Source organism: Acidaminobacter hydrogenoformans DSM 2784 (assembly GCF_900103005.1).
Lineage (GTDB): Bacteria > Bacillota > Clostridia > Peptostreptococcales > Acidaminobacteraceae > Acidaminobacter > Acidaminobacter hydrogenoformans.
In genome coordinates this window covers 1-14,995 of sequence record NZ_FMWL01000033.1, presented here as the reverse complement: position 1 = coordinate 14,995, position 14,995 = coordinate 1, and the positions used below count along the sequence as shown (strand labels likewise).

The following is a 14,995-nucleotide window of genomic DNA, read 5'->3' as shown; positions in this document are numbered from 1 at the left end:
GACAACATCGAGATGACGATCACGCTGATCTCACCGATCGCTGTTGAAGAAGGCCTCAAGTTCTCCATCCGTGAGGGTGGCCGTACGGTTGGCGCCGGCTCCGTCATTAAGATCATCAAGTAAATTTAAGCATAAAAGATCAAATATGGTCATCCGGAAAGAGCCAGGCAACCTGGCTCTTTCAAATTCTCCGGGAGCACTTGGAGTCCAAAAACAGGCTCTTTATTTGTCATGCTTCTCTTTTTTAGGTTGACACTGAAATTAAACTGTGATAGATTAATTCAGTAATGCTACACTGGAGAAGAGTGCGCTCTCAAATATAATAAACCAACCTATAGGAGGTGTTTTAGGTGAGACTCAATATTACTTTGGCTTGCACGGAGTGTAAACAGCGTAACTACAATACGTCCAAGAACAAGAAAAACGATCCGGACAGACTTGAAATCAAAAAGTACTGCAAGTTCTGCAAGAAACACACGGCACACAAGGAAACGAAGTAGTACTTCGCTTCGAGTATAAAGGTGAAGGTGTGATAAGATGACAACACAATCAAATCCTACAGCCAAGAAGAGCACTTCGTTTTTCAAGGGTGTAAAGGCGGAGCTTAAGAAGGTCAACTGGCCGAATCGAAAAGACATGGTTTCCTATACGACGGTGGTCGTAGTCATGTGCATTATGATGGCTGTGTTCCTCTGGGCAGTAGACTCAATATTCACTTCCGGACTGAACCTGTTCCTTTAGGATCTTGGAAGGATAAGTTGAAGGAAGGAGGGCAGAGGTTGTCTTAAGACAACCGGTCGTATTATGTCTGAAAAAGCGAAGTGGTACGTTGTCCATACGTATTCGGGACACGAAAATAAAGTTAAAGCCAACATTGAAAAAATAGTTGAAAACCGCGGCATGGATGACATAATCCTCGAAGTCGCCGTTCCAACCGAAGACGTTACCGAGATCAAAAATGGCAAGCGAAAGACGAAATCCCGCAAAATTTTTCCGGGTTATGTCCTGGTGAAAATGTTCATGACAGATGAATCGTGGTATGTCGTCAGAAATACGCGCGGCGTCACAGGTTTTGTCGGACCTGGTTCAAAACCCATTCCATTGACAGAGGATGAAGTCAGGAAAATGGGGATTGAGAAACACAGGGTCGTACATGTTGAATTCAAAAAAGGCGACGTTATTCAGGTGGTTTATGGACCATTCCAGAATTTTTCCGGCGCTATTGAAGAAATTCATCCAGAAAAACAGACCGTCAAAGTTAGAATCGAAATGTTTGGCCGGGAGACCCCGGTTGAGCTGGAATTCGATCAGATTGAAAAGCTTTAACCGGCTTTTTATATAAGATGGATCGTCAGAGACACGACGTAACTGGTGGTTACATCCAGTTCATTCACTGACATCTTTTTATCAAGGAGGTGTAATTAAGATGGCTAAAAAAGTTACAGGTATGGTCAAACTTCAGATTCCTGCCGCCAAAGCGACTCCGGCTCCACCAGTTGGTCCAGCGCTTGGTCAGCACGGCGTCAACATCATGCAGTTCTGCAAAGACTTCAACGCAAAAACTGCAGATCAGACAGGGCTCATTATCCCGGTCGTGATCACGATCTATCAGGACAGATCTTACTCGTTCATCACCAAAACACCGCCGGCTGCTGTCCTCATTAAGAAGGCATGCAACATCGAAAGCGGATCAGGTGTACCGAACAAAACAAAAGTAGCGACGATTTCCAAGGACCAAGTCCGTCAAATCGCTGAGCAGAAGATGCCAGACCTCACTGCAGGCAGCATTGAAGCCGCAATGAGCATGGTCATGGGTACTGCCCGAAGCATGGGCGTCGTTGTCGAGGAATAATTCCTGGACAATCAGTGGGAGGATATCCGCTAATACCACGAGGAGGAAAAAAAGAATGGCTAAAGTTGGAAAACATTATGCCGAGGCTGCCAAGCTCATCGAAGCCGGCAAGCTCTATGACGTTGATGAGTCTATTTCTCTCGTCAAAAAGCTCGCTCGAGCTAAATTTGATGAGACAGTTGAAGTCCACGTCAGACTTGGCGTAGACGGTCGTCACGCAGACCAGCAGGTTCGTGGCGCAGTCGTATTGCCGCATGGCATCGGTAAAACCAAAAAGGTCCTTGTTATTGCCAAGGGCGAAAAAGCAGTAGAAGCTGAAAATGCAGGCGCAGATTTCGTAGGCGCAGAAGACATGATCAGCAAAATTCAGAATGAAAACTGGTTCGACTTTGATGTCATGGTCGCAACACCTGACATGATGGGTCTCGTCGGCCGACTCGGCCGTGTGCTCGGTCCTAAAGGCCTGATGCCAAACCCAAAATCCGGCACTGTTTCATTTGATATCGCACGTGCGGTCAATGAAATCAAAGCTGGTAAAGTTGAGTACCGACTTGACAAAACGAACATTGTTCATGTTGTCATTGGTAAAATTTCATTCGAAGATGAAAAGCTTGTCGAGAACTTCCGAGTGATTATGGACGCGCTTGTAAAAGCAAAGCCAGCTGCAGCAAAGGGAACTTACCTGCGCAGTGTCACGGTGGCAAGCACTATGAGCCCGGGCATTCGCATCAATGCCGCGAAGCTGTAATCTGAAGGTTGACGTACCGCCAATAAGGTGATACAATACCCGAGGACTCAGTACCGGACATACAATCGAATATACACCGTAGACAGTAGGTGCCTTTTGTGCTTAATATCCTACCGAGGTCAATTATAGAGCAACTTATTTTGCTTATAACCTCTCTTGTCTACGGAAGAGAGGTTTTTTGTTCCAGACAGGTCACAGAGGAGGTGGACTGATGTCTAATAACTTTGATAAAAAGAAATTGATCGTCCAGGAAATCAAAGAAAAATTTGAACAAGCTAAATCGGTCGTCGTTGTCGACTACCGCGGCCTCAAAGTTGAGGAAGCTACAGAGCTTAGAAAAATTTTCAGAGAAGCTGGCGTCGATTACAAGATCTACAAGAACAACCTTGTAAAGCTCGCGCTCGAAGGCACTGACTTCGAAACGATCACAAAGGATCTTACGGGCCCTAATGCAATCGCATTCGGCTTTGGCGATCCGGTTGTTCCAGCTAAAATTCTCAAAGACTTTGCAAAAGATCATAAGAATCTTGAGCTCAAGTCAGGTGTCATTGAGAGTACGTACTATGATGTTGATGGTATTAAAGCAATTGCGGATATTCCATCACGCGAAGTGCTTATTGCGAAATTCCTCGGCAGTGTCAAATCGCCTATTTCGAATTTTGCATATCTCTTGCAGAACATTATCGACAAGCAAGAAGGTCAAACGGCTTAATACAAAATCTGGCTGGATTATGCCAGCCGCATCCTGAAACATGATTCTATGGAGGTGTACCTAAATGTTAACAAAAGAGCAAATTATTGAAGCAATCAAAGGTATGACTGTGCTCGAACTCAACGAGCTCGTCAAAGCATGTGAAGAAGAGTTTGGCGTATCCGCATCTGCACCAGTTGTTGTTGGCGCTGCAGCTGCAGGTCCTGTTGCTGAAGAGAAAACAGAGTTTGACGTTATCCTCACAGCTCCAGGCGCTAAGAAAATCGAAGTTATCAAGGTTGTCCGCGAACTTACGGGCCTTGGTCTTAAAGAAGCTAAAGAGCTCGTTGATACTGCTCCAAAGGCAGTCAAAGAGCAGCTTCCTAAAGAAGAAGCTGACAAAGTTAAAGCTGCCCTCGAAGGCGCTGGCGCTACTGTCGAACTCAAGTAATTCAGCAATTGTCGTCAAGGGATTGTCCTGCTCAGCGAATGCAGCCGGACGATCCCTTGTTTTCGCTTGAAGCTGTTGAAGAACACTGCCGAATTGTGTTGTAATGGCGGGTGTGCAGCAGCCTACTATCGGCAGTCCGTTTTTGAGCAGCTTGAGCGAGAAAGTTCGAAGTTTTGAATAACTATTGTTGACTTCAATCAGTCACTGTGCTATTATTTTATAATGCCATAAGTATGTATGTAGAATGTCATTATTAAGATGGCGTTTTATCGTTATTTTTTGTAAAACGCTTGAAATTATTTATAAACTGTTGTTTTTTATTGTGTTCTGTCTGACTATTTATGAGGGGTGAAGACTTGATGCCACAGCCTATACAACTCGGAAGCAAGACGAGAATGAGCTTTTCTACGATTGGCAAGCTGATTGACATTCCGAATCTGATCGAGATTCAAAAGAAGTCCTTTCAGTGGTTTCTCGAGGAAGGCCTTATGGAGGCTTTCGAGGATATTTCTCCAATCCAGGATTACACCGGGAATCTCGTTTTGGAATTTATCGATTACGAGTTGGAAAAAGAATCCAAGTATGACGTAGAGGAATGTAAGGAACGGGATGTGAACTATGCGGTTCCGCTCAAAGTCCAAGTCCGTTTCGTCAACAAGGAAACCGGAGAAGTGAAAGAGCAGAAAGTCTTTATGGGCGATTTCCCACTCATGACAGACAAAGGCACGTTCATAATCAATGGCGCGGAGCGCGTCATTGTAAGCCAGCTCGTCAGGTCTCCCGGCACTTACTACGACATGAAGCTCGACAAGGTCGGGACAAAGCTTTACTCGACAACGGTTATACCGAACCGCGGCGCTTGGTTGGAGTATGAAACAGATTCCAACGACATCCTGTCGGTTAGAATCGACCGTACCAGGAAACTGCCTATGACTATTTTGATCAGGGCTCTGGGCTATATTTCAGATCAGGAAATCATTTCAATGTTCGGTGAAGACGAGAGACTTCTTAAGACACTCGACAAAGACAGTACCCGGTCTGAGGAAGAGGCACTTCTCGAAATTTACAAAAAGCTTCGTCCGGGCGAACCACCAACGGTGGACAGCGCAAGGAGCTTGATCCAGTCTCTTTTCTTTGATGAGAAAAGATACGATCTCGCCAAGGTCGGGAGATATAAGTTCAACAAGAAGCTTGGACTCAGCAATCGTATAGAAGGTGCCATTACGGCGCAGGATATCATTGATGCAAATACTGGAGAGCTCCTGCTCGAAAAAGATCAAAAGATCAGCCGCCAAAAGGCGTTTGCCATTGAAAACTCAGGTATGCGCTTTGTTGATGTCTATGCGGAAGACGACAAAATTGTCCGCGTTGTGGGCAACCGCTTTGTGGATCTATCCGTTTATGTGCCTAACGTTACAGGCATTAGTGTGCCGGATAAGGTTTATTATCCTGTGCTCATGGATATTTTAAATCACGCTGAAACTGAAACAGAGATTATGGATGCGATCAAAGAACGTCTCCGAGAGCTGACGCCCAAGCACATTATTGTAGATGATATTTTAGCTTCTATCAGCTACATTTTGAATGTTGCCCACGGTATTGGAGATGTTGATGATATAGACCACCTTGGCAACAGAAGAATTCGCTCTGTCGGCGAGCTGCTTCAGAATCAGTTCCGAATTGGCCTGTCAAGAATGGAGCGTGTCGTCCGTGAGCGGATGACAATCCAGGACATGGAAACCATCACGCCTCAGGCGCTGATCAACATTCGTCCTGTTGTGGCTTCCATCAAGGAGTTTTTTGGAAGCTCTCAGCTGTCTCAGTTTATGGACCAGACGAATCCGCTGGCAGAGCTGACGCATAAGCGCAGATTGTCAGCCCTTGGACCTGGCGGTCTCTCAAGAGAACGCGCGGGCTTCGAAGTCCGGGACGTTCACCATTCCCATTACGGCCGTATGTGTCCTATTGAAACACCAGAGGGTCCAAACATTGGTTTGATTGGCTCCTTGAGTACGTACGCCCAAATTAATGAATATGGTTTTATTGAGTCGCCATACCGACTGATCGACAAAGAAAAGAATGTCGTGACGGAGGAAGTCGTCTATTTTACAGCGGACACAGAAGAAAAATTCGTCATTGCGCCAGCGAATGAGCGGCTTGATGAAAATAACTGGTTCGAGAACAGCTCTGTCGTTTGCCGCAGGAAAGCGGACATCAAACTTTTCCCTGCGGGAGAAGTTGACTTGATGGAAGTATCAGCCCAACAAATGGTCTCTGTCGCGACGGCTATGATCCCATTCCTTGAGAACGACGACGCCAACCGCGCGCTGATGGGTTCCAACATGCAGCGTCAGGCTGTGCCGCTCGTGGTGACCCAGGCCCCTATTATTGGGACGGGCATTGAATATATTGCTGCAAAAGACTCCGGTGTTGTCGAAATTGCTCAAAAAGACGGCATGGTACATTTCGTTTCCGCGGAGGAAATCGTCATAAAATGTGATGACGGCTCGAAGGAGAAGCATAAGCTCCTCAAATTCAAGCGTTCCAACCAGGGCACATGTATCAACCAAAAGCCTTTGGTCATGAAGGGCGCGCGGGTTCAAGCCGGCGATATCATAGCAGACGGCCCTTCAACGGACGAAGGTGAAATAGCCCTCGGCGCAAACCTCCTGATTGGTTTCATGACCTGGGAGGGTTACAATTACGAAGACGCGATTCTTCTTAGCGAAGAACTTGTCAAATATGACGTTCTTTCCTCAATCCACATTGAGGAATATGAAGCTGAAGCCCGGGATACCAAGCTTGGGCCGGAAGAAATAACGCGAGACATTCCAAACGTCAGTGATGACGCGCTTAAAAACCTTGATGAACGCGGCATTATCCGAATTGGTGCGGAGGTTATTTCCGGGGATATTCTCGTGGGTAAAGTAACGCCAAAAGGCGAGACTGAACTGACCGCAGAAGAGCGGCTCTTGAGAGCGATCTTTGGTGAGAAAGCCAGGGAAGTTCGGGATACATCCCTGCGCGTGCCTCACGGCGAATCCGGCATTATTGTCGATGTCAAAGTGTTTACGCGCGAGAATGGCGATGAGCTGCCGCCGGGCGTCAATATCCTCGTCAGAGTTTATATTGCTAAAAAGAGAAAAATCAACGTAGGCGACAAAATGGCAGGCCGTCACGGGAATAAAGGTGTTATTTCCAGAATTTTACCTGAGGAAGATATGCCATTCCTTGAGGATGGGACACCACTTCAGGTTGTTCTCAATCCGCTTGGCGTTCCATCGCGTATGAACATTGGTCAGGTCCTTGAAATTCACCTTGGACTTGCTGCTAAAAAAATTGGTTGGAAAATCGCGACAGCGGTCTTCGACGGCGCGAACGAAATCCAGATTATGGATATTCTCGAGCAGGCTGGTTATCCGCGGGACGGCAAACTGCGTGTCCGGGACGGAAGAACAGGTGATTTCTTCGACAACAACGTTACTGTAGGCTACATGTATATGCTTAAGCTCCACCATCTCGTAGACGACAAGATTCACGCCAGAAGTACTGGCCCTTACTCCCTTGTGACGCAGCAGCCACTGGGCGGCAAGGCGCAGTTCGGCGGTCAGCGGTTTGGTGAGATGGAGGTCTGGGCACTTGAGGCCTATGGCGCGGCACACACACTTCAGGAAATCCTCACGGTTAAGTCAGATGACGTCGTAGGGCGTGTAAAAGCCTATGAAGCCATTGTTAAAGGTGAGAACATCCCTGAACCGGGTATTCCAGAGTCCTTCAAAGTCCTGATCAAAGAGCTTCAGTCCCTGGCGCTCGACGTGAAGGTCCTGAGAGACGATGCCGGTGAAATTGAAATCCGCGAAGATGATGATGACGGCGCGATCCTTCAGACAGATCTCCTTGAAGACGAATTGCCGCAGCATGATCTCTACATCCGCGAGGATGCGCAGCGCGAAGTGAGCGAAGGTTACAGCGAAGCTTCGATTTACGATGATGAGGATGAAGATCTCGGCATACAGAACGAAGATCTCTTTGACAAAGAAGACTGATATCCGAAGGGAGAGGAATGCCCTTGCTAGAGTTCACGAATTTTGACTCGATCAAAATTGGCTTGGCTTCACCGGACAAGATCCGTTCTTGGTCCAAAGGTGAGGTCAAAAAACCGGAAACGATCAACTATAGAACCCTTAAGCCCGAGAAAGAAGGGCTGTTCTGTGAAAAAATATTTGGTCCGACTAAGGACTGGGAGTGTCACTGCGGCAAATACAAACGCGTCCGTTATAAAGGCGTCGTTTGTGATCGCTGTGGCGTCGAAGTTACAAAAGCTAAGGTAAGGCGTGAGAGAATGGGCCACATTGAACTGGCGGCGCCTGTCTCACACATCTGGTACTTCAAGGGGATCCCGTCAAAGATGGGTATCCTGCTTGATATGTCACCGCGCTCCCTCGAAAAAGTACTCTACTTCGCGTCCTATATTGTCACCGACCCAGGTGAATCCGGACTCGCGTTCAAGCAATTGCTTTCTGAACGCGAGTATCAGGAAAACCGGGATAAGTTTGGAAATCTCTTCAAAGCTGCTATGGGTGCTGAGGCTGTCCAGGAAATCCTAATGAAGATTGATCTCGAAGAGCTCAGCAAAGAGCTCCGCGCGAGACTTGAAGACAGCACAGGCCAGAAGCGTGTTCGCGCAATTCGCCGGCTCGAAGTGGTCGAGGCGTTCAGAAAATCCGGCAATAATCCGACCTGGATGATCCTTGATGTCATTCCGGTCATCCCGCCTGATCTCAGACCAATGGTTCAGCTGGACGGCGGCAGGTTCGCAACTTCTGACCTGAATGACCTGTACCGACGGGTGATTAACAGGAACAATCGGCTTAAGCGCCTTCTTGAGCTTGGCGCGCCGGACATTATTGTGCGAAACGAAAAAAGAATGCTCCAGGAAGCCGTTGACGCTTTGATTGACAACGGCAGACGCGGCAGGCCGGTAACCGGGCCGGGCAACCGGCCACTCAAGTCCCTTTCCGACATGCTTAAAGGAAAGCAAGGACGTTTCCGTCAGAACCTTCTCGGAAAGCGTGTTGACTACTCGGGCCGTTCGGTTATAGTCGTTGGGCCGGAGCTGAAATTCTATCAGTGCGGTCTTCCTAAAAAGATGGCGCTCGAACTGTTCAAGCCTTTTGTCATGAAGCGGCTTGTCAAGGAAGGGTATGTCCATAACATCAAGAGCGCAAAACGAATGGTTGAACGTGTGCGGCCAGAGGTTTGGGACATTGTTGAAGATGTCATCAAGGATCATCCGGTTCTCCTGAACCGTGCACCTACGCTGCACAGACTGGGCATTCAGGCCTTTGAGCCTGTTCTGGTTGAAGGCAAAGCAATCCGGCTTCATCCGCTCGTCTGTACCGCATACAACGCAGACTTTGACGGCGACCAGATGGCAGTTCACGTGCCGCTTTCCGTTGAAGCCCAGGCAGAAGCCCGGTTCCTCATGCTCTCTGTCAATAATATCCTCGCGCCTAAAGACGGCTCACCTATTACAACGCCTACACAGGACATGGTATTGGGTGCTTATTATCTGACTGTGGATATTGATGGCGCAAAAGGCGAAGGCTCGGCTTACAAGGACTTTGATGAAATGATGCTGGCATACGAAAACAAGGCTGTCAGCCTTCACGCCAAAGTTAAGCTTCGCAGAAAAGATGTTGTCACAGGCGCTCCAATTCTGATCGAGAGCACTGTTGGCCGGTTTATCTTTAATGAGAAGATTCCTCAGGACCTCGGTTTCGTCAATCGTGCGGAATATCCGAACGCGCTTGAAGTCGACTTCCTTTGTACAAAGAAGAAGCTCGAAGAAATCATAGGCAAATGCTTCAAGACCCACGGCAATACGATTACGGCCAACATTCTTGACCATATGAAGGAAATGGGCTTCCGGTATTCCACAAAGGGTGCCATCACTATTTCCGTTTCTGACATGGATATACCAAAAGAGAAATGGGAGCTCGTCAACGAAGCCAGGGTTATGGTTGAAAAGTATCAGAAAGCTTATAGACGCGGCTTGATCTCTGATGAAGAGCGTTACGAAAAAGTTATTGAGACATGGACAAAGACAACGGATGACGTCACTGAAGTCCTCATGGACAGCCTTGACCGTCTGAACAATGTCAAGATCATGGCCCACTCCGGCGCGCGGGGAAGTAAGAACCAGATCCGCCAGCTGGCAGGGATGCGTGGCCTGATGGCCAACGCCCTCGGTAAAACAGTTGAGATTCCAATTGTCTCTAACTTCCGTGAAGGACTGACAGTCCTTGAATACTTTATTTCGACGACAGGTGCCCGTAAGGGTCTCGCGGATACAGCGCTTCGGACGGCTGACTCCGGATACTTGACCCGCCGCCTCGTCGATGTCAGTCAGGATGTCATAGTACGGGATATTGACTGCGGAACGACCTCGGGAATTTGGGTCGCGGCATTCAAGGACGGCAATGAAGTGATTGAATCACTTGCCGAGCGTATAATGGGCAGATATCCTGCTGTAGATATCCTTCATCCTGAAACAGGCGAGCTGCTGGTTTCGGCAGATACAATGATTCAGGATCAACACGCAGAAAAAGTTGTAAATGCCGGCATAGAAAAAGTTTATGTCCGGACAGTATTGACTTGCGATACGCCTTATGGCGTCTGCAGCAAATGCTACGGCATCAACCTTGCGACCGGAAAGTCCGTCAACGTCGGTGAAGCTGTCGGAATCATTGCAGCTCAGTCGATCGGCGAACCGGGTACGCAGCTGACCATGAGAACCTTCCACACCGGCGGTGTCGCCGGCGGTGACATCACACAGGGTCTTCCGCGTGTCGAGGAGCTTTTTGAAGCAAGAAAACCAAAAGGCCAGGCGGTTATCGCTGAAGTCGACGGGGTTGTTGCGTTCAGAGAAACCAAGAAGAAACGCGAAGTTGTGATTACACGTGAGGATGGCGAGCAAAGTATTTCCCAAATTGTCTTTGGCTCCCGAATCAAGGTAAAAGAAGGCGACCGTGTAGAAGCTGGCGACTTGATTACAGAAGGCTCCATCAATCCTCATGACCTGTTGAGGGTCGTAGGTGTTCGAGGTGTCCAGGAATATATCACCAAAGAGGTTCAGCGCGTATACCGCCTCCAGGGCGTTGACATCAATGACAAGCACATCGAAATCATTGTCAAGCAGATGCTTTCGAAGGTAAAAATTGATGATCCTGGAGACTCCCTCCTGTTGCCTGGCGGTGTCAGCAGCTACAGAGAATTCCTCGACGAGAACGAGCGCATTATTGCCAATGGTGGAACGCCTGCAACAGGAAATCGTACACTCCTCGGCATTACAAAAGCATCCCTCGCAACGGAGTCTTTCCTGTCCGCTGCATCGTTCCAAGAGACAACCCGAGTTTTGACAGAAGCTGCCATCAATGGCAAAGAGGATCGCTTAATTGGCCTTAAAGAAAATGTCATCATTGGAAAACTGATTCCAGCGGGTACAGGGATGAAGAAATATCGTGAAATCGCGATCCAGCCACCAGTTATTAGTGAGGAGCCTGTTGACGAAATGGATTTTTAACAGCTTCTTTCATCGAGTTAAGCACTGCCAACTAACGATAATTTAGTTGACAGTGTTTAAACTCGGTGTTAAAATAATTGAGTGCGCATGTGAGCGAGTTCCCAACAATAGAATGGGAGGCCACCCTCATGCTGGAGATTGCCTCAGGTTACAACCTGCGTGTCGGCGTCAAACAGTCATATAAAGCCGTTACCAGCGGAAAGGCAGTCGTTTTGTACATTGCCAAAGATGCTGAACAGCATGTCATTCGACCTCTTGTTGAATTGGCAGCTCAGTTTTCAGTTCCGATCGAATATATCGATACTATGAAAGAACTTGGAAAAGCGTGTAAAATTGACGTTGGTGCTGCGACAGCAGTTTTAATGAATCAAGAATCTTAATTCTGGAAGGAGGTGCAAGAATGCCAACAATCAACCAATTAATCCGTAAGGGCAGAGAGAAAGTTGAATACAAATCTACTTCACCTGCGCTTCAAAGAACGTTCAACACGCTTAGAAAAGCGGCTGTTGAGCAAAGTTCACCTCAGAAGCGCGGTGTTTGTACATCTGTTAAGACTGTAACGCCTAAGAAACCTAACTCAGCGCTCAGAAAAGTTGCGAGGGTCAGACTTTCCAACGGTATGGAGGTAACTGCCTACATCCCGGGTGTCGGTCACAACCTGCAAGAGCACAGCGTTGTCCTCATTAGAGGCGGTAGGGTAAAAGACCTGCCAGGTGTGCGTTACCATATCGTCCGTGGTGTTCTCGATACATCTGGCGTTGCAAACCGTCAGCAGTCGAGATCCAAATACGGTGCTAAGAGACCTAAGAAGAAAAGCTAATCATTGACGACCAAAGATGCCTCTTCCGACTCGGGAGAGGCTTTATATAAGTCGATTAGCGCACAACGGCATAGTCACTATGTCGAGTACCGATGAAAGAATTATTTTAAGGAGGGAAGTATCGTGCCTAGAAAAGGAAATGTACCAAAAAGAGAAGTTTTGCCGGATCCAGTATACGGCAGCAAGGTCGTCACGAAGCTTATCAACACTATCATGTATGACGGTAAACGCGGTACTGCTCAACGTATCGTCTATGACGCGTTTGAAGCAGTAGCGGAGAAAACCGGCCGGAATGCACTCGAAGTCTTCGAAGAGGCGCTCGGAAATATCATGCCGGTCCTCGAAGTCAGAGCTCGACGTGTCGGCGGTTCCAACTATCAGGTGCCGGTAGAAGTTCGTCCGGAGAGAAGACAAACGCTCGGCCTCAGATGGTTGATCACTTATGCGCGCAAGCGCGGCGAGAAAACCATGACGGATAAGCTCGCCAAGGAAATTCTTGATGCTGCCAGCAACTCTGGTGCTGCTGTCAAGAAAAGAGAAGACACGCACAAAATGGCTGAAGCAAATAAGGCGTTTGCACATTACCGCTGGTAAGGTGCAAACACCTTCCCTTATTGTTTGCAATCGCATCACCTTGGTGAAGGAGGACTCATATGCCAAGAGAATTTACGCTTGATATGACAAGAAACATTGGCATCATGGCCCATATCGACGCTGGAAAGACAACGACGACAGAGCGGATTCTTTACTATACTGGTAAAACGCACAAGATCGGCGAAGTTCATGACGGCGGCGCGACTATGGACTGGATGGAGCAAGAGCAGGAGCGCGGGATTACTATTACGTCTGCTGCGACGACTTGCCAATGGAAAGACCATCGCATAAACGTTATTGATACACCGGGTCACGTTGACTTTACAGTAGAGGTTGAGCGCTCCCTCCGTGTTCTTGACGGAACGGTTGCTGTCTTCTGCGCTAAAGGCGGCGTTGAGCCACAATCTGAAACAGTATGGCGTCAAGCGGTCCGCTACGGCGTTCCACGAATTGCCTATATCAATAAAATGGATATCACTGGCGCTAACTTCGAGCGCGTTGTGGGCATGATGCACGACAGACTGCACGCAAACGCTGTGCCTATTCAGCTGCCAATTGGCGCTGAAGATAAATTCGTTGGCATCATCACACTGATTGACATGAAGGCGCGAATTTACAGAGATGATCTTGGAACTGATGTTGAAATCGTTGATATTCCAGCAGAGTACATGGATCAAGCAGTTGAAGCGCGTGCAAAACTCATGGAAGCTGTTGCTGAAGGCGACGAAGAGCTGATGATGAAGTACCTTGAGGGCGAAGAATTCACTTATGAAGAGATCATGAGAGGCCTTCGACTCGCAACAATCAGCAATCTTGTCGTTCCTGTCCTCTGCGGTTCTTCTTACAAGAACAAAGGCGTACAGCTGATGCTCGACGCGGTTGTAGATTTCCTGCCATCTCCTTTGGATGTACCTTCCATAAAGGGTGTAGATTTGGACGGCGAAGAGGACGAGAGACCATCATCAGACAGCGAGCCTTTCGCTGCGCTCGCTTTCAAGATTATGACAGACCCTTACGTTGGAAGACTTTCCTTCTTCCGCGTCTATTCCGGCACGCTTCAGTCTGGTTCGTATGTCTTCAATGCGACTAAGGGCAAGAAAGAGCGCATCAGCCGTATTCTCCAAATGCACGCCAATAAGCGTGAAGAAATCGAAATGGTCTATTCAGGTGACATTGCAGCTGCGGTTGGCCTTAAGTTTACGACGACAGGCGACACGCTTTGCGACGAAAGTAAGCCAATTATCCTCGAGTCCATGGACTTCCCGGATCCTGTTATCCGAGTGGCTATTGAGCCTAAGACCAAGGCTGGTCAGGAGAAAATGGGCATAGCGCTTTCAAAGTTGGCAGAAGAAGACCCAACCTTCAAGACTTATACAGATGAAGAAACTGGCCAAACAATCATCGCGGGTATGGGTGAACTCCACCTCGAGATCATTGTCGACAGACTTCTCAGAGAATTTAAAGTAGAAGCAAATATTGGCGCGCCTCAGGTTGCTTACAAAGAAACGATTTCAGGCGAAGCTGACATTGACTACAAATACTCCAAGCAGTCCGGCGGTCGTGGTCAGTACGGACATGTCAAGATTCGTGTTCGTCCGAACAAGCCTGCAGTTGGCTATACGTTCGAGAACGTTGTTACTGGCGGTGCTATTCCAAAGGAATACATTGAGCCAGTCAACCAAGGTGTTCAGGGATCCCTTTCCAACGGCGTCATGGCTGGTTTTGAAGTGGTCGACATTCATGTTGAGCTGTATGACGGTTCTTATCACGAAGTTGACTCCTCGGAAATGGCGTTTAAAATTGCCGGTTCCATTGCCATAAAAGAAGCGCTTAAGAAAGCTAATCCTATTCTTCTCGAGCCTTATATGAAGGTTGAAGTTACCGTCCCTGAAGAGTACCTCGGTGATGTCATGGGCGACCTTAACTCCCGCCGCGGTAAGCTCGAAGGCATGGAAATGGTTCATGGCAACCAGGTCATCAGAGCTCACGTGCCGCTTTCGGAAATGTTCGGCTACGCGACGGACCTGCGTTCCGCATCTCAGGGCCGAGGCAACTATGTAATGGTCTTCAGCCACTATGAGCAAGTTCCAAACAGTATAGCTGAAAAGATTATGGGTAAGAAGTAATAGAGACTAAGTCTGTCGGCTGAAGCCGACTTTAAGGGAGGAAATCCAAAAATGGGTAAGCAAAAGTTTCTTAGAAACAAGCCACACGTCAATATTGGAACGATTGGTCACGTTGACCACGGTAAGAC

Annotated in this window: 14 protein-coding genes and 1 other annotated feature; all 14 genes read left to right on the top strand. The window is 47.9% G+C overall.

Features of this window, described 5'->3' with window-relative positions; all coding sequences use genetic code 11:
- A partial coding sequence (locus BLP63_RS16340; protein WP_456297598.1) for an EF-Tu C-terminal domain-related protein occupies nucleotides 1–123 on the top strand: 123 nt, incomplete at its 5' end.
- Between the two features lie 227 nt (nucleotides 124–350).
- Nucleotides 351–500, top strand: a complete 150-nt coding sequence (gene rpmG, locus BLP63_RS16335; RefSeq protein ID WP_092593508.1) for a 50S ribosomal protein L33 — start codon at nucleotides 351–353, stop codon at nucleotides 498–500.
- A gap of 37 nt (nucleotides 501–537) precedes the next feature.
- On the top strand, nucleotides 538–741 hold the full coding sequence (gene secE / locus BLP63_RS16330; RefSeq protein WP_092593506.1) for a preprotein translocase subunit SecE: 204 nt from the start codon (nucleotides 538–540) through the stop codon (nucleotides 739–741).
- Nucleotides 742–804: 63 nt separating this feature from the next.
- Entirely contained in the window at nucleotides 805–1,326 is a 522-nt protein-coding gene (gene nusG, locus BLP63_RS16325; protein WP_092593504.1) for a transcription termination/antitermination protein NusG, read from the top strand.
- 100 nt (nucleotides 1,327–1,426) lie between these two features.
- Entirely contained in the window at nucleotides 1,427–1,852 is a 426-nt protein-coding gene (gene rplK, locus BLP63_RS16320; protein WP_092593502.1) for a 50S ribosomal protein L11, read from the top strand.
- A gap of 55 nt (nucleotides 1,853–1,907) precedes the next feature.
- Nucleotides 1,908–2,600, top strand: a complete 693-nt coding sequence (rplA, locus tag BLP63_RS16315) for a 50S ribosomal protein L1 (protein WP_092593501.1) — start codon at nucleotides 1,908–1,910, stop codon at nucleotides 2,598–2,600.
- A 58-nt stretch (nucleotides 2,601–2,658) separates the two neighbouring features.
- Nucleotides 2,659–2,789: a sequence feature (ribosomal protein L10 leader region), on the top strand.
- Nucleotides 2,790–2,811: 22 nt separating this feature from the next.
- Entirely contained in the window at nucleotides 2,812–3,312 is a 501-nt protein-coding gene (gene rplJ / locus BLP63_RS16310; RefSeq protein WP_092593499.1) for a 50S ribosomal protein L10, read from the top strand.
- A 64-nt stretch (nucleotides 3,313–3,376) separates the two neighbouring features.
- Nucleotides 3,377–3,742, top strand: a complete 366-nt coding sequence (gene rplL, locus BLP63_RS16305; RefSeq protein WP_092593497.1) for a 50S ribosomal protein L7/L12 — start codon at nucleotides 3,377–3,379, stop codon at nucleotides 3,740–3,742.
- A gap of 359 nt (nucleotides 3,743–4,101) precedes the next feature.
- Entirely contained in the window at nucleotides 4,102–7,788 is a 3,687-nt protein-coding gene (gene rpoB, locus BLP63_RS16300; RefSeq protein ID WP_092593510.1) for a DNA-directed RNA polymerase subunit beta, read from the top strand.
- A 23-nt stretch (nucleotides 7,789–7,811) separates the two neighbouring features.
- On the top strand, nucleotides 7,812–11,327 hold the full coding sequence (gene rpoC, locus BLP63_RS16295; RefSeq protein ID WP_092593495.1) for a DNA-directed RNA polymerase subunit beta': 3,516 nt from the start codon (nucleotides 7,812–7,814) through the stop codon (nucleotides 11,325–11,327).
- A gap of 128 nt (nucleotides 11,328–11,455) precedes the next feature.
- Complete coding sequence (locus BLP63_RS16290; RefSeq protein ID WP_092593493.1) at nucleotides 11,456–11,707, top strand: ribosomal L7Ae/L30e/S12e/Gadd45 family protein; 252 nt, start codon at nucleotides 11,456–11,458, stop codon at nucleotides 11,705–11,707.
- Between the two features lie 20 nt (nucleotides 11,708–11,727).
- Nucleotides 11,728–12,147 carry a 30S ribosomal protein S12 gene (rpsL, locus tag BLP63_RS16285; RefSeq protein WP_092593491.1) on the top strand — a complete coding sequence of 140 codons (420 nt, stop codon included), beginning with the start codon at nucleotides 11,728–11,730 and terminating at the stop codon, nucleotides 12,145–12,147.
- 123 nt (nucleotides 12,148–12,270) lie between these two features.
- Complete coding sequence (gene rpsG, locus BLP63_RS16280; RefSeq protein ID WP_092593489.1) at nucleotides 12,271–12,741, top strand: 30S ribosomal protein S7; 471 nt, start codon at nucleotides 12,271–12,273, stop codon at nucleotides 12,739–12,741.
- A gap of 59 nt (nucleotides 12,742–12,800) precedes the next feature.
- Nucleotides 12,801–14,867 carry an elongation factor G gene (fusA, locus tag BLP63_RS16275; RefSeq protein ID WP_092593487.1) on the top strand — a complete coding sequence of 689 codons (2,067 nt, stop codon included), beginning with the start codon at nucleotides 12,801–12,803 and terminating at the stop codon, nucleotides 14,865–14,867.
- The last annotated feature ends 128 nt before the right edge of the window (nucleotides 14,868–14,995 follow it).